General features: G+C 62.5%; 14 protein-coding genes. 3 read left to right on the top strand and 11 right to left on the bottom strand.

Annotated elements, in window-relative coordinates:
* Position 1 precedes the first annotated feature (1 nt).
* The 10 genes from ACZZ0G_RS22700 to ACZZ0G_RS22655 form a co-directional block, all read right to left on the bottom strand.
* On the bottom strand, positions 2-805 hold the full coding sequence (locus ACZZ0G_RS22700; protein WP_463557596.1) for a hypothetical protein: 804 nt from the start codon (positions 803-805) through the stop codon (positions 2-4).
* Positions 786-2492 (bottom strand): GspE/PulE family protein, encoded by a 1707-nt coding sequence (locus tag ACZZ0G_RS22695; protein ID WP_463557595.1) that lies wholly within the window; start codon positions 2490-2492, stop codon positions 786-788. The genes ACZZ0G_RS22700 and ACZZ0G_RS22695 overlap by 20 nt, the downstream gene beginning before the upstream one ends.
* A gap of 81 nt (positions 2493-2573) precedes the next feature.
* Positions 2574-3104, bottom strand: a complete 531-nt coding sequence (locus ACZZ0G_RS22690; protein ID WP_463396882.1) for a response regulator — start codon at positions 3102-3104, stop codon at positions 2574-2576.
* Positions 3105-3323: 219 nt separating this feature from the next.
* Positions 3324-4085 (bottom strand): SurA N-terminal domain-containing protein, encoded by a 762-nt coding sequence (locus ACZZ0G_RS22685; RefSeq protein WP_463557594.1) that lies wholly within the window; start codon positions 4083-4085, stop codon positions 3324-3326.
* Positions 4086-4100: 15 nt separating this feature from the next.
* The gene (locus ACZZ0G_RS22680; protein WP_463557593.1) at positions 4101-5651 is read right to left on the bottom strand and encodes an ABC transporter substrate-binding protein; all 1551 of its coding nucleotides are present in this window, start codon (positions 5649-5651) and stop codon (positions 4101-4103) included.
* 9 nt (positions 5652-5660) lie between these two features.
* Positions 5661-6281, bottom strand: coding sequence for an SCO family protein (locus tag ACZZ0G_RS22675; protein WP_463557592.1), 621 nt, complete (start codon positions 6279-6281; stop codon positions 5661-5663).
* Positions 6278-6928, bottom strand: coding sequence for an SCO family protein (locus ACZZ0G_RS22670; RefSeq protein ID WP_463557591.1), 651 nt, complete (start codon positions 6926-6928; stop codon positions 6278-6280). The genes ACZZ0G_RS22675 and ACZZ0G_RS22670 overlap by 4 nt, the downstream gene beginning before the upstream one ends.
* Positions 6929-6942: 14 nt before the next feature.
* Entirely contained in the window at positions 6943-8865 is a 1923-nt protein-coding gene (locus tag ACZZ0G_RS22665; protein WP_463557590.1) for a YncE family protein, read from the bottom strand.
* A gap of 300 nt (positions 8866-9165) precedes the next feature.
* Complete coding sequence (gene mnxG, locus ACZZ0G_RS22660; RefSeq protein WP_463557589.1) at positions 9166-15012, bottom strand: manganese-oxidizing multicopper oxidase MnxG; 5847 nt, start codon at positions 15010-15012, stop codon at positions 9166-9168.
* A 199-nt stretch (positions 15013-15211) separates the two neighbouring features.
* Positions 15212-15820, bottom strand: a complete 609-nt coding sequence (locus ACZZ0G_RS22655) for a lytic transglycosylase domain-containing protein (protein ID WP_463557588.1) — start codon at positions 15818-15820, stop codon at positions 15212-15214.
* 206 nt (positions 15821-16026) lie between these two features.
* Here ACZZ0G_RS22655 and gspG point away from each other — a divergent pair, with 206 nt between their 5' ends.
* From gspG to ACZZ0G_RS22640, 3 genes are all read left to right on the top strand, one after another.
* Entirely contained in the window at positions 16027-16455 is a 429-nt protein-coding gene (gspG, locus tag ACZZ0G_RS22650) for a type II secretion system major pseudopilin GspG (protein WP_160057215.1), read from the top strand.
* Between the two features lie 14 nt (positions 16456-16469).
* Complete coding sequence (locus ACZZ0G_RS22645) at positions 16470-17657, top strand: type II secretion system F family protein (RefSeq protein WP_463557587.1); 1188 nt, start codon at positions 16470-16472, stop codon at positions 17655-17657.
* A 74-nt stretch (positions 17658-17731) separates the two neighbouring features.
* The gene (locus ACZZ0G_RS22640) at positions 17732-18232 is read left to right on the top strand and encodes a hypothetical protein (RefSeq protein WP_463557586.1); all 501 of its coding nucleotides are present in this window, start codon (positions 17732-17734) and stop codon (positions 18230-18232) included.
* Between the two features lie 131 nt (positions 18233-18363).
* Here the strand turns inward: ACZZ0G_RS22640 and ACZZ0G_RS22635 are convergent, their stop codons facing one another.
* Positions 18364-19263: a LysR family transcriptional regulator gene (locus ACZZ0G_RS22635; protein WP_463557585.1), complete on the bottom strand. Its 900-nt coding sequence runs from the start codon at positions 19261-19263 to the stop codon at positions 18364-18366.
* Between the last annotated feature and the right edge of the window lie 90 nt (positions 19264-19353).

Below are 19353 nucleotides of genomic sequence, written 5' to 3'. Positions count from 1 at the left end.
CTCAGGCCACCGCCCGGGACATGACGTACAAGCCGTCACGCACGGTCATCGAGGCGTCTTCAAGGGTGCGCAGTTGCACCCCCGCCACGTCCGGATGCGCATCGAGGCGCGCCGGCGCATGCAGATAAACGTTGAACGCGCGTTCGCTGGTCGAGGCTTGCAGCTGCCGTTCGCGACCGATCAATGCACTGAGCGCCGCATCGCTGTCGCTGCCACCGACCGAACGCACGCCGGCCCAGCGCCCTTCCCTCGCCAGCAACAACACGCTGCGTTGCGGCTCGGCGACGACAAAGAGGAAGTCGCCGGCATCGAGGCTTTTGTCGAAGCGGTTGAACGCCGCCATCAAGTACGGCTGCACCGAGCGCAGGCGCAAACCGCGAGCGCTGACCAGCGTGCGCAAACGTTCGAGCAAGTCTTGCGGCAAGGCGCCGGCGATGCGGTCGTAACCGGCCGGCTCGGCGGACAGCACCAGACTCCAGGCTTGGCTTGGCGCGCCAAACAGGTCTTCAAAACACAGCTGGGCAAAGCCGCGCAGCTCTTCAGGGCTGCTGATCTGCGCGCTCCATGGCACCAGGCAGAAACGGCTGAAATGCCCGGAGATGACCACGCTCAGTTCGGCACCGGCGCGGGCGTGTTCACCGAGCAGGCGATCGAGGGTGTCCAGCGCCACCGTGTAGCTCTGGAAGCCTTCGTCGATGTATCCGACGCTGCCCAGCCACAGGGTGTCGCTGCCACGCCGCTGACCGAGGCCAACACCGCTGGCGCCGAGCACGGCGACAAAACGCTCACGAGATAAATGTGACACGGTTGATCTCCTCCAGCGTGGTGCGACCTTGTTCCACCAGCTCCAGCGCCGATTCGCGCAGCAGGCGCAAACCACGGGCGCAGGCCAGGGCTTTGATGTGTTTGATCGGTTGGCGCTCGACGATCATCTGGCGTAGCTCGTCATCGAGGTGCAGCAATTCGGCAATCGCCGTACGCCCGCGATAACCGCTGCCCCGGCAATGGCCGCAGCCTTTGCCGTGGACGAAGTGGTAATGGTCGACTTTCTGCGGATCGAGGCCCGAGGCGCGCAGCTCTTCATCGCTCGGGTTGACCGGCGCGCTGCAACTGGCGCACACCAGACGGATCAGGCGCTGGGCGAGAATCGCGTTGAGCGCTGAGACCAGGCTGTAGGGGTCGATTTCCATTTGGGTGAAGCGGCCAATCACGTCGAAGACGTTGTTGGCGTGGATGGTGGTGAACACCAGGTGGCCGGTAAGCGCCGATTGCACGGCGATCTGCGCAGTGTCCGGGTCACGGATTTCGCCGACCATGATCTTGTCCGGGTCGTGGCGCAGGATCGAGCGCAAGCCGCGGGCGAAGGTCAGGCCTTTTTTCTCGTTGACCGGGATTTGCAGCACGCCCGGCAATTGATATTCAACCGGGTCTTCGATGGTGATGATCTTGTCCACGCCGTGGTTGATCTCGGTGATCATCGCGTACAGCGTGGTGGTCTTGCCGCTGCCGGTCGGGCCCGTCACCAGGACCATGCCGTAGGGTTCGGCGGCGAGGCGACGCAACTGGCGCAGGGTTTCGTCTTCAAAGCCCAGCGCCTGCAATTGCACGCCGCAGACCTTGTCGGCCAGATCCTGTTTGTCGAGCACCCGCAGCACCGCGTCTTCGCCAAAAATGCTCGGCATGATCGACACACGGAAGTCGATCTGGCGCCCGCTGATGCCGATCTTGAAGCGACCGTCCTGCGGCACACGCTTTTCGCCGATGTCCAGTTCAGCCATGACCTTGACCCGCGAGATCACCTGCTCGGCGAACTCGTTGCCCTGGACTTTACTGATGTTGTTGAGCACGCCGTCGATGCGGTACTTGATCACCAGACCGTGGCCGGTGGTGCCGAGGTGGATGTCGCTAGCGTGCATTTTCAGCGCGTCGTACAGGGTCGAGTTGACCAGTTTCACCACGCTGCTGGCGTCTTCGCTGATGCTGGTCAGCGACAGGCTTTGCAGGGTGTCGATTTCGCTGTGGGTGTCGCCCTGGGCGTTCAGCGATTCAACGGCGTGGAAGCTTTCTTCGTGGCGGGCCAGATAGGCCTTGAGGTCATCGGCGTGCACCAGATGCAGCGGTGCGCCGTGCAGGCAATCGTCGATCCAGGCCAGGCGCGCTGGGTCGAAGGGGTCGGCAAATACGCCGATGACTTCGTCGTTGTGGCGCAGCAGGATGAATTCACGTTTCAAGCATTGTGCGAGGGTGACCCGGTCGAACACCGGCGTCGCGGCAAACAGTCTGTCGGTGTCGAGCACCGGGTAATGCAGGGTAGCGCCGAGGGTGTGAATGAACGGCATCGGCGCCAGTTCGCAAAGTACGCCGAGGGCTTCGAGGACGCGTTCGCCGGAGGTGGCGGCCCGCGCCCGGGCCTGGGCAAGCTGTTCACTGGAAAAGCGTTCTGGCGCGCTTTCGGCCAACAGCGGTTCGACGACAACGGACAGACGTTCCATGGCTTGCTCTCCAACCGGGGCTTAGAGCCCTGTCGGCGCGGCAAACCTTGGCGGCAAGTGCCGGAACGTCTGTTCGCGCCATTACTCCCCGGTGAGCATTTGATCGTCGTCCGGCGCCATGGATTGCGACTGTCGTCGCCGATCCGCCAACACCCAACTGCCATCGTACAACTGCAACGGGAAGCTCTCGGTCCTGCTCTGGCGTCGTTCGACAAACCCTTCGGAAGGGTTCGCACCGGGTTTCGCTTCGCGCTTGATGCCCAGAAGGTCGCAGACAGCTCGGGCCAGTTCCGCCAATGGAAACGGTTTGAACAGGATGTGGCTGACCCCCAGTTGCCGCGCCCGCTCACAGACTTCAGCGGTCGGGTGACCCGTTATCAGCACAAAATGGCACGTCCTGTTCTGGCGGACCGCGTCGAGCACCTCAAAGCCTTCCATATCGGGCAAGCGGTAATCGAACACCAGCACGTCGGGGGCAAACGTTTCGGCCAAACCGATACCCGTCGCTCCGTCATGTGCAATCCGGACGTCCAGCCCTTGCGCCGACAGATAATCCTGAAGGTTTTGTGCAAGCAGCTGTTCGTCTTCGACAACCAGTACTTTGTTAACCAAGGTCGACTCCTTGAAACAGCAGGTCCGATGACCCCGCCCTGAGAGTGCGCCTTACCATCGGTAACGCACACTTCATGCCAGGCTGAGTGCCGGTAATTTTATGTCTTCATGTCCTTGAATTTAATGACAATGCCCGCTCGTCCCGGTACCCCGTTCCCCAGAAACGGGGAAGCACCTGAATGGGCATCGAAGCCATTCCCCACTATTGGGGGGGAACCTTCAGTCGTCGTCAATTCGTTCGATCCTGTTCTGCACCCGTAATTGCGCGAGCACTTGGCGACGAGCCTGGGTCTGTTGCTGTCGGGCGAGCTCTGCCCTGACTGTGTCCAGCCCCTGCAAATCTGGGACATCGGCGACCTCCAAGTGGTTCTGCGAATAAATCACATGCCAGCCGAACGGTGAACGCACCGGTTGGCTGGCAAACGACGCCCCGCTGATGATCGAGACGCGCATTTGCATCAAGCGTAGACGCGCTGCGGCCACTGTGGCTGCATCCGCTTGTGCAGGTACGCGGATCAACAAGTGCCGGGGTTGCAAAGTGTTCGCGCGTATCAGCTCGGCAAAGGTTTGCTGCGCGGCCAATTCGCGGCGGGTGTACTCGGTAAAAGAAACCTCGTCGAAACCGGCATCCTGCAAGCGACGCTGGAATTTGTCCGAGCCTCCGATGGCACTGCGCATCTGCTCGATCTGCTGACGCACCGCTTGCTCGTCAATCTGCACGCCACGTTTTTGCGATTCCTGCCACAACAACTCCTTGTCGATCAGCGTTTGCAACGCAGCCTGGCGCAACTGCTTGTAAGCCTTGGGACTACGAATGCTCGCCACCGCGCGGCCCTGATCTTCCAGGTATTCCGCGAAGAAGCGCTCGAAGCGAAACCCGGAAATTTCCTCGCCATTGACCCGCGCCACGGCCGGTTCGTTATTGGCCCACGCCAGCGGCAGCCAGCAGGTCAGCAGCCATATCAGCGTTGTCAGTTTCATGATCGGGCCCTCCATTCAGGGGCTGGCAACAATCGGTTTATAAGGCGCGACCAGATAGAAGCGCTGATCCGGCAAGTCCACAGTGACCACATGGGCGCCGCTCAGACCCAGGCGGCGTCCGGGGCCGAAACTCAGGCGCGGAGTCAGGCCGGTGTCGAAGTCGTGCAGGCCTTCCAGCGCCGCCACCAGTTTCTCGCGGCTGGCATCGCGACCGGCCTGTTTCATGCCTTCGCTGAGCAGCAGCATCGAGGCATAAGCGCCGACTTGCAGCACCGCGTGCTGGGCGCCGAGGCCCTGGCCTTCGCGCAGCAGCGTCAGGGCCATGCGCCCGGTCTGGGTCCAGTCGCTGGGCACGAACGGATAGGCAAGAAACACCCGTCGGGTGAATCCGTCAGGCACTTGCAGCAGATCGCCGGCCACCTGGCTTGAAGCGGCGAACAGATAAGGCACTTGCCCGGCGCTTTGCAGCCTCGTTGCCAGACGACTGAATCCGTCGCCATTGCCCAGATAGAACACCGAGCGCGAACCCAGCGGCAGCGCATCCGCTGCCGGGCCGTAGGCTTGCAGATGGACTTTTTGCCAGCCGTGATCCTGCAAGTACTGGCCGAGGTTTTGCGCGGCCAGCGCTTGTGCAGGGTCATCGGGATAGGCAATCAGCGTCGGCCCTTGCAGCACACGCAAGCTCGCCGTGGCGTAGTCAGCCAGGGCGATCAGTTGCTCGCGCAAGCCCGGTAATGGCTCGAAAATCTGCGGACTGGCCTGCATCGCCCCGAGTAATGACAACGCGCCGATCAGCGGCACGCCGGCCTGTTCCAGACGCGGCCCCAGTTCGCTGTCGAGGGCCGGCGCCAGCGGCGCGATCAGGGCGAACACTTGTTCCTGTTCGATCAAACGCTGCAATGCTTGCTCGGCACTGGCGCGATCCGGACCGGGATCGATCACCGTCAGACGCAGTTGCCGACCATGAATGCCACCGGCCTGATTGATACGCGCGACACTGCCATTGAGCACCGCTGCCACCGTCGCGCCCTCCTCGGCCAATGGGCCTTGGCTGGGCAGTAAGGTGCCCAGGTGCAAGGTCTCGGCATCGAGGCCGGGGTCGCGCTCATCGGCCAGACGTTTGAGGTACGCGGTGAGGTTGCGCTGATCCTTCATCGACAGCAGAAAGCGCGGCATGCTCGGGTCAAGGCGATTGTGGCCGGGGTCGCGGCCCTGCTCGATGACGGTCGCCAGACTGCTTTCGCTGTACGCCGGATAGCTGCGCCCATTGACCTGTTGCTGACCATAGGTGCTGGTCAGCCGCGCCCAGTTCAGCGGCGGCGGACGCACGCCGCCTTCGGGCCGACCGAGGCCATCGGCGCCGTGGCAATTGGCACACGGCAGGCTGGTCGCCGGCAGCAACACATCCGCCGCGCCGACCCGCGCCATGATCGCCTCGCCGCTGGCCGACAGACCCTGGCGGTACAGGCGCTTGCCCGCCGCCTCTTCCGCGGTCAGCGACGCAGCACTGGCGCCAAGGCTGAGGCCGGCGAGCAGGATCAGGGCGAGGACGCGGCTCAGGTTCATGGCGCGGACTCAGCGGCCAGCCACGGGCATTGTCAGCAACTGCAAGCGCTGGGCAATGGCGGCGGCCGGGGCATCGGGACGGATTTTGCTCCAGCGTTTATTGGCGACATCGCCGACGATCAACTGCGTCGAGTGCTGCTCGGGCGTCGGCACGATCTGGCCGATGCGGCTCAACACCAGGTCCATCTGCGCCTTGTCGCCGGTAAGAAAAAGCCAATGAGGGTCATCGGAACCCTGCTTCAAGGTGTAAGCCTTGAGCACCGCTGGCGTGTCGCGCAGCGGGTCACTGGTAAGGGAAATAAAGGTGATGTCCGGCGCCTTGTCGCCCAACAGCTCGCGGACTTCTTTGAGCTTTTGGGTGATCAGCGGGCAGGCATCGTTGCAACTGGTGAAGATCACGTTGAGCAGCACTATGCGGTTCTGCAGTGCGTCACTGTAGAAGCGCAGGGTTTCGCCGTTTTGATCCTGCAACGGCGTGTCGGTGAACCAGGTTTTCGCGTCGTGTGTGCCTTTGGCCGGCGCGGCAGCCACAGCGGCTGGCGGCTCTGAAACGTGACCTTCGTGGGCCAGCGCGACGTTGCTGAGAATCCAGAAACACACGCTCAGGGAGATCCAGTCGAGCAGTCTCATGGCTGTTGCTCCATGGCGATGGCGGTGTGTTTGGCGTGGGTGCGCAGGCCGCTGAGTTTTTCCACTTCCTTGGCCAACAGCGCCGGGTCGGTGAAGCCGTAGTAGCGCATCCAGTGCCGGTTGTTGCCGTCGCCGACGAGGATCAGCGGTTGATGACTCTTCAAGTCGCCGCTGAAACTGCCGAGGCCCTTGAGGGTTTCATTGATCGATTGCGGCGAGCCGGTCAGCCAGCTCCAGCCCGGCCCGCGCTGGAACGTGCGCGCATAATCCTGCAGGCGTTTCGGATCATCGCGCTGCGGGTCGATGCTGATCGACACCAGTTGCACTTCATCGCCAACGCGCGCACCGAGTTGCTTCTGCACCTTGCCCATGATCGACGAGACCACCGGGCACACCGTGGTGCAACTGGTGTAGATGAAGCTCATGACGACAATCTTGCCCTGCACCAGATCCGGCTCCAGACGCACGGTCTTGCCGTTCTGGTCGAGCAGCGGCACGTTGGCGAATTTCACTTGGGCGTGTTCTTGCGTGCTGCTGGCCGGGGCTTTGTGCCCGGCGTGTTCGTCCGCCGAATGGGCCTGGGCGTGTTGGATGCCGAGGCTCAACAGACACAGGGTCAGCAGGCCACTGGATGCAAATCGGTTCATGTCGAAACTCCTCTTCAACGGGCCTGGCCGGGGGCTACCCGAACACTGGCAAAGGTCTTGTCATCGAATCCGGCACCCAGCGAAGCCGCGCGCACATGCAGGTACCAGGCACCGCTGCGGTCGAGGATGATCGGCGCTTCGTACACGCCTTCGGCGACTTCCAGCGCTGCCACTTCACGGGGGTGTGAGGTCGGTGCGAGGTAGTAACGCAGTTGCACGTCTTTCACCCCGCTGCGTTGGCTTTTGTCTTTGCCTTGCACGATGCGGAAACGCACGACGTAAGGGTCGTTGAGTGCGACGGCAGTCTTGTCGAGAAGAAACTCGACCTTCGGCTGGCCGAGGTGTTTTTGCGGTTTGCCGTCGCTATCAATCTGCGCGCTGAAGCAGTGAATGATGTTCGGCTGGTTGAGCAGGAACGCCACATCGAAGCGCCCCGCTGCCGGCAGTTTCACCCGCGCGCTGTAAAGTCCCGGCGAGACTTCGCGCAGGCTGCGATCGATGACCATCGCGGCGCGGGCGATCTGGCCACGGTTGGGGTAACCGGACATCGGCGCGTTCATGCCTTCGGCGTAGAAGTAGGTGGTGTTGTCGACCGGGTTGACCACGAACACCGCGTTGTCGTCCCGCGAAACCGCGAGGCTTGAGGCCAGCGGCAAATCGCCGGCCAGGCGCGGCGCTTGCGGGCCGGCTTCGAAACCCTGGCTGATCGGCTGGCGGCCTTCGCCGAGGGAGGACAGGTTGATCATGGTGACTTTCGGCGAAGCGAGTCCGCGGATGTAGGCGTAGGCCTGGGTGAACACCACTTGGTAAGGTTCGGCGCTGACGTCCAGATCATGGATGGCGCTGTTGGTCGCGGCATCGATAACGGTGGCGCGGTTTTCCACGGTGTTGAGCACGACACCGAAGCGGCCATCGGCGCTGAAGCCCATGGGGCCGAGGCCTTGCTGCAGTTTGAGCACCCGGCGGATGGCGTGGGTGCTGGCGTCGATCACGGTGACGGTGCCGTCCTTGCCGTCGGCCACGTAGACCGCGCCGGACAGTGCTGAATAGGCGACTGACAACGGGTGGGAGCCGGTTTTGAGCTGCTGGACGATGTTCAGGCTGGCGATGTCAACCACGCTGACGGTGCCGTCGTCGCGGTTGCTGACGAAGGCGAAGCGGCTGTCCTTGCTGAAGCTGATTTCGTGGTGGCCGCGACCGGTCTGCAGATGTTTGAGGGGTTTGAGGCTTTGGCTGTCGATTACCGTCACCCCGGAGTCTTCGGGTTTGCTGGCGTTGTTGCCGACCCAGAGCAGGCGTTCGTCCGGTTGCAGCGCCACGCGTACCGGTTGGCTGCCGGCTTTGATCGAATCGAGAACCTTGAATTGTTCGCTGTCGATGACCGCGACTTCGCCCGCCGTTGGCATCGAGACGAACACGCGTTTGTTGTCTTTGGGCGTGACCCAGTCCATCGGCGGCTGCTTGAGTTCAATCCGCGCGAGGGTGCTGGTGATGCCGCCCACTGACACCGACGGATCGACCACGGCGATGCTGGCGTCGCGGTTCATCACCAGCAAGAAATAGCTGTTGAGGTCGAGCAACGGTCGCGCGCCGATGTTGGATTTGAGGAACACGCCGACCCGGGCTTTGCAGCTCTGGTCACGGCCCTGGGCCTGATCGGCGGCGAGGGCTTGCGGATCGACCCAGGCGCCCGGGGCCACGCCGGACAACGGCTGGCCGGAAGCGCTGTCGGTGACGCGGAACTGCACATCGGCGAATTCGCCTTCGCGCAGTTTGCCGTCAGCGGCCAGTGGCTTGAGGTTGAAGTCCACCGCCACACCGTCACGCTTCAGCGATTGCCCGCCAGCGGTTTGCGCCAGCGCAATCTCACTCAGCGTCAGCACCGCCCCGGCCATGGCCAGCGTGCAAATACCGATGATGTTGATGATCCTGTTCATCTATCACTCCCCTACCTCTTCATCTGGCAAAACACCGCCCCCCATGTGGGAGCGAGCCTGCTCGCGAAAGCGTCTTCAGCCTCACCCTCACAAACCGAGTTGCCCCGATTCGCGAGCAAGCTCGCTCCCACAAGGGATTTGCGTACATCCACTTCCTCACTGCCACCACTGCCCCCTGTGGGAGCGAGCTTGCTCGCGAAAGCGGTCTGTCAGCCAACACACCTGTTGCATGTGCCGCCCTCCTCGCGAGCAGGCTCGCTCCCACAGGGATTTGCATCCGCCGGGGCATTACCGTTGTACCTACTGGCTTGGTGGCGCCGGTTCCGGTTCGTTGGTCACGCGCAGCAGTCCCCATAACCCGGACGTATTGCCGTAGGCGGCGTAGTCGCGGAACAGGTAGTCACCGGGGATCGCGTTGCTGCCGCCGGCGCTCGGGATCATGAAGCTGAAGTGCGCGGCCGGCAGGACGCTTTCGTGGGCGCCGATGTACATCGACATCGGGTTGTAGCCGAAGCGCACCGATCCCACGCCCGGCGAGCCCATCGGATAACCACCGACATCGCTCTTCTCGGCCTGGAACGGATTCACCGACCAGACATGCCCGTCGAGCTGGAACGTGGTGCCGCGACTGCCACCGCTCGGCATCAAAATATGCGTACGGAACGGCTGCCCCGGTTTGGCGTAAAGCACCGGCGTCTGCGGATCGCCACCCACCAGCGCATTGCTGTAAGCCATGTGCGCATTGGTCATGTCGCCATAACCCGCGCCATCCGCATGACCAAACGGTGCGTCCGGGGCGAGGCCGAAGCGATACCACAGCGGTTCGGTCTTGTAGTTGATCGCCATGCTCGAGTTGTCCTGCGGATCGGTCGGCACGCCGAAGCCTTCGGCAGCGATCCCCTCCACTGGCCGACCATTGGCCCAACGGGTGTTCAACGCCTTGTGCCAGACCATCGCGAAGTCGCGGTAGCTGGTTTGCCCAGGCGCCGTGACCGTGGCGTTGACCTTGCGCGCATCATCAACCCAGGTCGCGCCGATCGGCAGAATGCTCATCGCCCCGCCAAGGCCTTTTTGCGGCTGCTTGATCACGTCCGCCGGGGTGATGTTCAAGCCGCCGAACTCGACCGCCGTGGCGTTGATGTTGTCGACGCTGCGGCCCAGTTGAGTCACCGGTTTGCCTTCACGCTCCAGGTGCCCGGCGTAGTACTGATAAATACGGGTCGGGTACGCGCCGCTGTTGCCGACGCGCGGTGGCACGGTCTGGATCGGGTTGGCGCCGACGTTGGCGCCGTCGGATTTGGTGATGTCATACGCCAGCAATTGCGCGTGCAGGCCGACGTGGCTGGACGGCCGCATCAGGTTGTTGCTGAAGGTGGTCGAACCCAGACCGCTGTTGCGATCACGCTTGACCATGCCTTGCATCACAGCGGTTTGCGTCAGGTCAGGCATCACGCTCGGCAGGCGGTTTTCCAGGGTGATGTTGATGCAATCACCTGCGGCTGCACGCAGCACCAATGGTTCGACCGGGATACCGGGTTTCAGCTTGCCGCTAAGCGGATCGAGATCGGATTTGCGCACATACAGGATCGCGGTCGGATCATGCAGCGGCCCGCTCTGCCCGCCAATGGTGATGGTTTCGCCATCCTCCGGATCGGTCACCGTGACCTGCGGAATGCTCACCGTGCGCGAGTTCAGCACCAGGGTGCCGCCCGCCGGATTCAGCGGTCCGCCGACATGCTGGCCGAGCCCTTCGGGATCGCCGATGGTCAGGCCCAGCGTATTGCCGAGGATGTCATTGGCCAGCGCCGCAACCACTTCATAGTTGCGCTGGACAGTGGGCCGAGTGCCAATGCCGTTAGGGTTGGCGCCATAGCGTGGGCAACTGCCCTCGAACGCCACGGTATTGCGCATGCCCGCCGGGCTTGGATTATTAGGGATAGCGAACAGATCGCTGCGCTTGGCGGTGTAGTTGCGCATCACGCCCCAGATACCGCTCCAGTAGCCTTCGATCGAAGCGTCCATCGAGTACAGATAGTCACCCGTGGTCGCTGCCGAACTGGAGAGCATCGACACCGGCGCAATGAAGCCCATCTGCTCGGAGATGCCGATCATTTGCGACGCGCGCCAGCCGGAGTTGGAGCTGTTGCCGAAACCGGAACCGCTCTGCAGCCATTTCACACCGTGCAGGGTAACGTTGTGCTCTTCTTCATGGCCGCCGGCATGCACCCGCAGCCGCACGTTGTCGCCGGTATAGGTGCGCAGCATTGGCGTGAACGGGTCACCGGGTTCGGCGCCGCCCTTGTTGATGTGCGGCGGGAACAGCGTGGTGCCGCCGGTTGGGCCGGTGGCCGAGGTGAGCAGATTCGGCGCCAGGTTCATTGCCGGAATCGCGCGGTCGGTACGGCTTTGCATGGCGAACGACAGATCACCGCCGAGGCCATCGGCCTGCATGCCGCGCTTGCCATCCGGGCCGACCTTGTTCGGGTCGTACACGCGCAGGGCCAGCGGTTCGTTGCGATAGTTGACGACGAACATCCCAGGATCATCCACCGAAATCGCCTGCGGACATGGCCGGCTCGGGCAGCCCGGCACCTGACCACCCTGCACTTCCAGCACGCCTTCAAGCAGGTTGCTGGCGTTGTTGCGCACTGGCGGATTGATCGCGTAGCGGAAGCTGTCGGCGGTGGCCGGGAATGCCTGCGCATTCGGCACACCGTTGGGGCCAGCACCGACGTAGACGCCAGCTTCATAGGCGTGCTGGAAGTCGCTGTATTCGAGGAAGAACTCGCGGAAGCTGTCGTTCTTGCCGTCGCCATCGAGGTCGCCGGTGTTGATCACCGCTTGCCACGACGTCGGCCCGCCGTCCTGCCGCGCGCCGCTGTACAGAGGCTCACCGGTTTCGGCGTGGAACCAGGTGGAACCGGCCGGTTCCGCCAGCACAGTGGCGTACAGACCAATCTGCTGATGCGTCGATGGGCCTAAGTGGTCGTGGGTGAAGATGGTGCCGAGGCCGCGATCGACGCCTTTGGCGTTAACCACCGGATCGACGAACCAGCGCTGCATCGCCGTGCGCGCACCGACCCAGTCGGCGCGGCCGTACTGACCGAAGAACGGATGGTTCTTGGCTTTCGGGCAGGCCTGAGTGCCGTCGCGTGGATCGGTGCCCGCGCACTGGTTGAACTCGCGGATCGCATGAATGCGTTCCTGAACGGCGCCGGGCGAGAGCACGCCGTCCTCATAGTTCCAGCCGTTGGATGAACCATCGGCAGCGGTCAGATCCCACTTCGGCAGGTGAATGTGCTGACCGATCACGTCGGTTGGCGTGCGCACCTGATAGTCGTCCATCTCGTAGGTAGCCGGCACCAGGTTGGTTTGCTGGTATTGCACGCAATCGAAAGTGTTCATGCGCATCACCAGCGGCTCTGGCGGACGCTGCTTGGTGATCACCGGCCAGGCGTCTTCCCACAGCGCCAGAATGCGCGCCTGCGGAAAGTGATAACCGACCTTGTTGTACACCGCGTCGAACTGGATGTTCGCGGCTTTGTAGATACGCGGGCGGTCGGCGGTGTAGGTCGAGGCGCCGACAAAGGACATGCCGTCGATGCGCTCACCGCTGGCAAACTCACCGCTGCCAGCGCTGGCGGTCAGGCGTTTTTGCCGATCGTCCATGCACGGTTCGTAGTACGGCGCGCCGGCCATCGGCAAGGCACCGTTGGTACGGAACGCCTTGGCCACCACTTGATTGCCGGGCAGCAAGGCATAGCTTGGGTGATCTTTTTTCGCGTGGAAAGACATCGCGGCTTGTTCGACTTCGGTGCCTTCTTCCGGCAGGTAAATCGGTTTGGCGCGGGTGACTTCCTTGGAGAAATCCAGCGAGGTGGTCACGGTGTGGGCCTCACCGCCCGCCGATACACCGTCGAGTGCATGCCGCTGCAAACCGCCATTCCAACCACCGGATTGCGCAGGATCAAGGTTGGCCCACAGCGCTTTGCCGCTGGCCTTGAGCGACTGCGCGGTGGCGGCGTCGAGCATGTCCAGTGGCGGGGTTGGCGGACGTTGGCCGACCGAGCTTTCCATGCCGCCGATCCAGAACGGATAGCCAGGGTTTTTCAGGCTGCCGTCGGCATTGCGGTTGGCTTCGCTACGATCGACCAGCGCCAGAGAACCGATGGCTTGACCACCGGCGTTGCCGCCATGGTGTTCACCGTCGTCATCGCCCTCTTCTTCGTCATCGTCGTCATCATTGCCGGCGATCAGGGTCTCGCCGATTTTCGGCACGACCACGACTTTGCCGGGCATCGGCGCCATGGCTTTGCCCGGTAGCGGCACGATGGCCGGAATAGGTGTACCGGCGACGATTTCGCCATCAGGCAAGGCGCGTGCTCCGGCGGCCGGTTTGCCACTGCGCAAGGCAAACGGTTCGCTGTGGTAACCGTCGGCGCCCTGCTGCGAAACATCGAGTCGGGTGCCTTCTTCGAACACATCGTGCACCCGCCACATCGCCCACATGCCTTGGGCAAAGTGCGGGTAGAAATGGCAGTGATAGATCGCATCGCCGGCCACGCGGTTGCGGTTGCCCGAACCGCCGTTGGCGATTTCATAGGTGTAACCGGCACCCGGGCCGATGCCTTGGGCGTCGACATAGTCGGAGTTGTCGTCGTTGGGGTTGAACAGCCACTGATGGCCGTGCAAGTGGAAGATGTGCTGCTCGTGACCGTTATGGGTGTTGCGGAATTTGACGAAGTCACCGATGTAGCTGTGGTTGACGTTCGACGGCTCTGATGGATACAGCGCCATGGTCGCTTTCACACCGATCTGGTCGGCGCTAGGCGTTTGGCCGGGGAGGATGTTCTCAAGCCCGGTGTTGGCGGGGACATCCACCAGCATCGCCACGTCGCCGACGGTGTGCGAGCTGAGGAAGAATTCTTCATAGGCGCAAGACAGGCAATCATGCATCGGCCCTACGCCCAAACGGTTGGCGACCACTTCGGCGCCCATACCGCCGGAGCCGTAGTTGATCATGAACGAGTCGCGGGTCGGCTCCAGCACATGGGCCATCACCGGGTCGGCCCAATACGCCGGGAAGGCTTGGGTGGCGGCAGTTTCGTCCTGGAATTGCGAGGCAAAATCGCGGAACGCTTCGAGGCGGTTGGGGATTGCCGGGTTGCGCTTGCCGACCGCTTCCAGCGGATAGGTGCTGGACGGGAAGCTGCCGTCGGCGTTGCTGCCCATGACAATCGCATCACTCTCGCTGGAAATGATTTCATTGCCGTCGACCATGCCGATGATCGGTGTGCCGGCCTTGCCTTCACGCAACCACGGTTCGCGCTGCGGGTAGCGTGCCTGGTAGTCGACGATCGGTTGGCCGGTGGGTGCGCGGCCGGTGGTGGCCAGGCGCATTTCTTCTTCGGTGAGGGTATTGCGATAGGTGCGACCACCCTTGGGCAGCACGACGACCTGGCCGAACAGACCATTGGCGACGTTGCCGGCCGCGCCCTCGCCGCCAAACGTCGCGCCACGGCTGCTGACGGCAAACGCGCCTTCGCGTTCGGCGTACAGGGTGTAGGAACGGCTCGCGCCAGGTGGCACCAGGCTGTTGGCGTTACGCCCGGTGAACGAAGAGATGTCATCGATGCTGTTCACCGCTTGCAGGCCGTTGACCTGGAAACCGACGTGACGATCCGCCACTTGCTCGTCGACTTTGAAGTCTTCGGCACCGTTGGCGTTTTCGACGCCCTCTTCTTCGCCTTCCTCTTCGCCTTCGTTTTCAAAGTGCTTGTTCGGGTTGGCCTGATAGTCGAGCAGGTTCTGTAGATTGATCGTCAGGCAATCACCGGCAGCCACGCGCAGCACCAGTGGCCGTGGGCGCTTGTCCGGGCGCAGCGAGACTTTGCCCGGCACTGCGGCGCCGCCGTAAGCCAGCGACTGCTCATGTTCATCGACCACATCGCGGCGCAGGGCGAACATCATGCCGTTGATGTTCTGCGCACCGAGGCGGTTGAACATCAGCGGTTGATCGAAGGCGACGACGTTGGCCACCAGGTTGCGCTCGCAACGCACGGCCGCGCTGGCCAGCTCGACGCTGAGCATCGAGGCCAGGATGACTAGCCAGTTCAATAGAGACGGAGCGTGATGAATGCCAACCATGATCAGTAACCTCGTAGTGGGTGCTCTTGGGAACACTTCTCGACAAATGCCTCGGAGCAATCAGCGTGCCACAAAAAATCTCATTACCGTTCAATCAGTTACCGCGACCACTTGAGAATCCGGGGAATATTCCCCACCCCTTTTCCCCACTTTTCGGGGCTATCCGGTTTGCCCCGAAAGTGGGGAAACCGGTTTGGGGTCACAGTGGGGCGTCCATCGCCAACCCTTGCAGGCGCCGGTATTGGCGCAACACATTCGGTACGTAGCGCTGGGTTTCGGCGAACGGCGGAATCACCCGGCCACGGCTGAGCACCGCGTCGGGCCCGGCGTTGTAGGCCGCCACGGCAAGGGCGATGTCGTTGTCGAACAGGGTCATCAGGCGCTTGAGGTATTTCGCTCCGCCCTGGATGTTGGCCTTGGGGTCGTAGACGTCGGTCACGCCCAGCTCCCGTGCGGTGTCGGGCATCAATTGCATGAGCCCGCCGGCGCCTTTCGGTGAGGTCGCGCCGGGGTTGTAATGCGACTCGGCGTTGATCACCGCGTGCAGCAATGCTTCCGGTAACTGATTGACTTTGGCCGCCGCCGAGACCAGTTCCGCGTAGGGCTGGTTGGCGATCATTTGCGGCTGTTGATCGAGACTGGCCACGGCGGCGTCCGCCTCGTGGATCACCCGTTCGTAAGTGCGTCCGGGCCGGTGAACGTTGGACAGTACGTAGCTGCCCTTGGCGTCCACCGAGATAAATACATCGGCCTGCACGGCGCCGCTGAGCAGCACACATCCGAGCAATCCGCTGGCGAGAAATTTCATATCTGGCCTCCCCGGATCGACCCCGATAAATTGGGGGAAATGCCCCAATGGCCGATCACGTTTGAGCCATATGCAAGCACTGTGCCGATTCTTGAAACGCCCGGATTACAAGGCTTACAGCCTATCCATGAATTTTCATTGGGGGCTGAGCATGGCAATTGCATAAGCCCTTCAGGCGACACGGCTGCCACTCACGGGAGGTCATCATGAAGCTGCAATTTCGTCCGCGTGACCAACGCGGTTTTACCCTGCTCGAATTGCTCGTGGTGTTGGTGGTGCTCGGCCTGTTGGCCGGGATCGTCGCGCCGAAATATTTCGCCCAACTCGGCCGCTCGGAAGTGAAAGTGGCCAAGGCGCAGATTGAAGGGCTGAGCAAAGCGCTGGACATCTATCGACTGGAAGTCGGCCACTACCCGTCCACCGAACAGGGCTTGCAGGCCTTGGTCACCGCGCCGAGTGACGAGGCGAAATGGACCGGCCCGTACCTGCAGAAAAAGCTGCCGCAGGATCCGTGGGGGCGTAACTACGCCTACCGCTATCCCGGCGAAAACAGCGAGTACGACTTGCTGTCGATGGGCAAGGACGGCCAGCCCGGCGGCGAAGGCGAGAACGCCGAAGTGACTAACTGGCAGTGAGCGGAGCGCGGCCCATGCGATTTCATTTGAAGGCGGTCGGCAAGGCTGGCGTGGTGTCCTTGAGCGTCGAGGCGGCGGGTGACAGCGAAGCGCGGCGCATCGCCGAGGATCAGGGTTTGCGGGTGCTCAGCTCGCACGCCGACAAGCATTGGCGCTCACTGAAACTGCGCCAGCGCGAGACCTTCAACCTGGTATTGTTCAGCCAGGAACTGACCACGCTGCTCAATGCCGGCCTGCCGTTGATCGATGCGCTGGAAAGCCTCGCCGAAAAAGAAACCGCCCCCGCCGCCCGGAAAACCTTGAGTGAGCTGGTGCGCTTGCTGTACGAGGGCAAATCCTTCTCGCAGGCGTTGGGCCAGTTGTCGGCGGTTTTCCCGCCGCTGTACGTGGCGCTGGTACAGTCCAGCGAGAAGACCGGCGCGGTCGGCGATGCGTTGGGCCGTTACGTCAGTTATCGCCAGCGCATGGACGAAGTGCGGCAGAAGATCATCAGTGCCTCGATCTACCCGATGCTGTTGCTCATTGTTGGCGGTGGCGTGGTGCTGTTCTTGATGGGTTATGTGGTGCCGCGCTTCAGCCTGGTGTTTGAAGGCTTGGGCGATAACCTGCCGTGGCTATCGCAGGTGTTGATGAACAGCGGCATGTTTCTGCATGCGCATCAGGCGGAATTCTTCGGTGCGCTGGCGGCGCTGGTCATCGCCCTCGCCGTGCTGCAAAAACAGCCGGCGTTTCGCCGGGGACTGGATCGGCTGGTGGAGAAATTGCCGGCCGTGCATCAGCGGATTTTCATGTATGAGCTGGCGCGGTTTTATCGTTCGCTGGGGATTCTGCTGCAAGGCGGGATACCGCTGGTGACCGCCATGAGCATGGTGCGCGGCCTGCTCACCGTGGCGTCACGGGTGCGGCTCGATCAGGCCTGCGAGCGGGTGCGCGAGGGGCAGTCGCTGTCTACCGCGCTGGAGCTCAATCACTTGGTAACGCCAGTGTCCCTGCGTCTGCTGCGCGCTGGCGAACAGTCCGGCAACCTCGGGCAGATGATGGAACGCAGTGCCGACTTCTACGACGAGGAAATCAGCCGCTGGCTGGAGTGGTTCGTGAAGTTGTTCGAACCGCTGCTGATGACCTTCATCGGCCTGCTGATCGGGGTCATCGTGATCCTGATGTACATCCCGATTTTCGAACTGGCTTCGAGTATTCACTGACTCCGGGAACGGGTCCGGCTCCTCCAATAACGCACTGTTACGTTCCCAACAAAACCACAAAGACGGAGAACGATATGCACATTAAAAAGCTCGTGCTCGCAATGGCCATCGGCGCAGTTCTGTCGGCGTCTACGGTACTCATTCCGGACAGTTTGTCCGGGGTGTCCAGTGCTTATGCCAAGGATGGTGGGAGTGGTGGTGGAGGCAGTGGGGGCGGCGGGGGAAGTGGTGGCGGAGGTGGCGGGGGCGGTCACGGTGGCAGCGGTGGTGGCAGCGGTGGAAATGGTGGGGGCGGAAGTGGCGGCGGAGGCAGTCACGGCGGTGGAGGCAACAGTGGTAGTGGCGGTGGCGGCGGTAACAGTGGCCACAGCGGCAGCGACCACGGCTCGGGACACTCGGGCGACAGCGCCTCATCCGGTCGCAGCGGCACGCACGCCGAAGCGGGAGATGACCATGGGGTCCACCGCGCGGGCGAAGTCGGTGATGATCGTGGCGTGCATGCTGCGGCTGAAGCCGGCGATGATCGCGGCGTGCATGTCGGCGGAGAGCCGGGCGATGACAAGCGCGCCAACTGATTTTTAGAAACACCACAAAAACCTGTGGGAGCGAGCCTGCTCGCGAATGCGGTGGGTCAGCCAATGATGTTTTGACTGACAGGACGCTTTCGCGAGCAAGCTCGCTCCTACAGTTTTGATCTGCGTAAGGCTCAGAGGGCGACGTGGCTCTGGTTCAGGCGCTCGCGCAAAAATTCGACCAGCGCCTGCACCGGTCTGGAGGCCTGACGATGTTGCGGGTAAACGGCTGAAAGCGTCAGTGGCTCCGGACGCAAATCATCCAGCACCGGCACCAACCGGCCATCTTTCAACGCCGCGCCAACGATGAACGTCGGCAAATAGGTAATCCCCATCCCCTGCACCGCCGCATCCCTGAGCAACTCGCCGTTGTTCACCCGCATGCGCCCGGTGACATTCACCAACAGCGGCTTGCCCTGCCCCGCATTGAACCGCCACTGCACTGACCGCCCATGCCCATAAGGCAAACAATCATGGCTGTGCAGATCTTCCGGCCGGAGCGGAGTACCCCGCTCGGCCAGATACGCCGGGCTGGCGCAGTACACCCGTTCGATGGAGGCGATGCGCCGGGCAATCAGCGTCGAGTCTTCCAGCACGCCGATGCGCAACGCCAAGTCGTAGCCCTCGCCGAGCAAATCCACCGGCCGATCACTCAGATCCACTTCCACCGTGACCTCCCGATAGCGCTGCAAAAACATCGGCAGCAGACACCCCAGATGCGCCACGGCAAACGACAGCGGCGCGCTCAGGCGAATCGTCCCGCGTGGCTCGGCGGTTTGCCCAGCGATGCCCTGCTCCACCTGTTCGACTTCACCGAGCAGGCGCAATGCCGATTCGTAATAACTCTGCCCCAGCGGCGTGACATCAAGGCGCCGCGTCGAGCGGTTCAACAAGCGCACGCCGAGGCGCTCTTCCAGTTGCATCAAGCGCCGGCTGACGAACTGCTTGGACAGGCCCAATTGATCGGCCGCTGAGGTGAAGCTGCCGGAGTCCATGACCTGGCAAAAAATACGCATGTCTTCGAACGGGTTCATTGTCACTCTCTGGTGGACAGTTAAACGCTTTATAGCCGCTTTTTCACTTTCGAGCAGCTCATTAATCTGTGCTCACGGTGTTGCTGAGGC

This window comes from Pseudomonas sp. AC169 (assembly GCF_979258515.1).
Note: the sequence above shows the minus strand (reverse complement) of the source record. Positions and strands in the feature narration are given on the sequence as shown.

Bases quoted from the DNA above. Each gene is read 5' to 3' on its own strand.
- ACZZ0G_RS22695 (WP_463557595.1), bottom strand. From the start codon at position 2,492: ATGGAACGTCTGTCCGTTGTCGTCGAACCGCTGTTGGCCGAAAGCGCG.
- ACZZ0G_RS22685 (WP_463557594.1), bottom strand. From the start codon at position 4,085: ATGAAACTGACAACGCTGATATGGCTGCTGACCTGCTGGCTGCCGCTG.
- ACZZ0G_RS22680 (WP_463557593.1), bottom strand. From the start codon at position 5,651: ATGAACCTGAGCCGCGTCCTCGCCCTGATCCTGCTCGCCGGCCTCAGC.
- ACZZ0G_RS22675 (WP_463557592.1), bottom strand. From the start codon at position 6,281: ATGAGACTGCTCGACTGGATCTCCCTGAGCGTGTGTTTCTGGATTCTC.
- ACZZ0G_RS22670 (WP_463557591.1), bottom strand. From the start codon at position 6,928: ATGAACCGATTTGCATCCAGTGGCCTGCTGACCCTGTGTCTGTTGAGC.
- ACZZ0G_RS22665 (WP_463557590.1), bottom strand. From the start codon at position 8,865: ATGAACAGGATCATCAACATCATCGGTATTTGCACGCTGGCCATGGCC.
- mnxG (WP_463557589.1), bottom strand. From the start codon at position 15,012: ATGGTTGGCATTCATCACGCTCCGTCTCTATTGAACTGGCTAGTCATC.
- ACZZ0G_RS22655 (WP_463557588.1), bottom strand. From the start codon at position 15,820: ATGAAATTTCTCGCCAGCGGATTGCTCGGATGTGTGCTGCTCAGCGGC.
- gspG (WP_160057215.1), top strand. From the start codon at position 16,027: ATGAAGCTGCAATTTCGTCCGCGTGACCAACGCGGTTTTACCCTGCTC.
- ACZZ0G_RS22645 (WP_463557587.1), top strand. From the start codon at position 16,470: ATGCGATTTCATTTGAAGGCGGTCGGCAAGGCTGGCGTGGTGTCCTTG.
- ACZZ0G_RS22640 (WP_463557586.1), top strand. From the start codon at position 17,732: ATGCACATTAAAAAGCTCGTGCTCGCAATGGCCATCGGCGCAGTTCTG.
- ACZZ0G_RS22635 (WP_463557585.1), bottom strand. From the start codon at position 19,263: ATGAACCCGTTCGAAGACATGCGTATTTTTTGCCAGGTCATGGACTCC.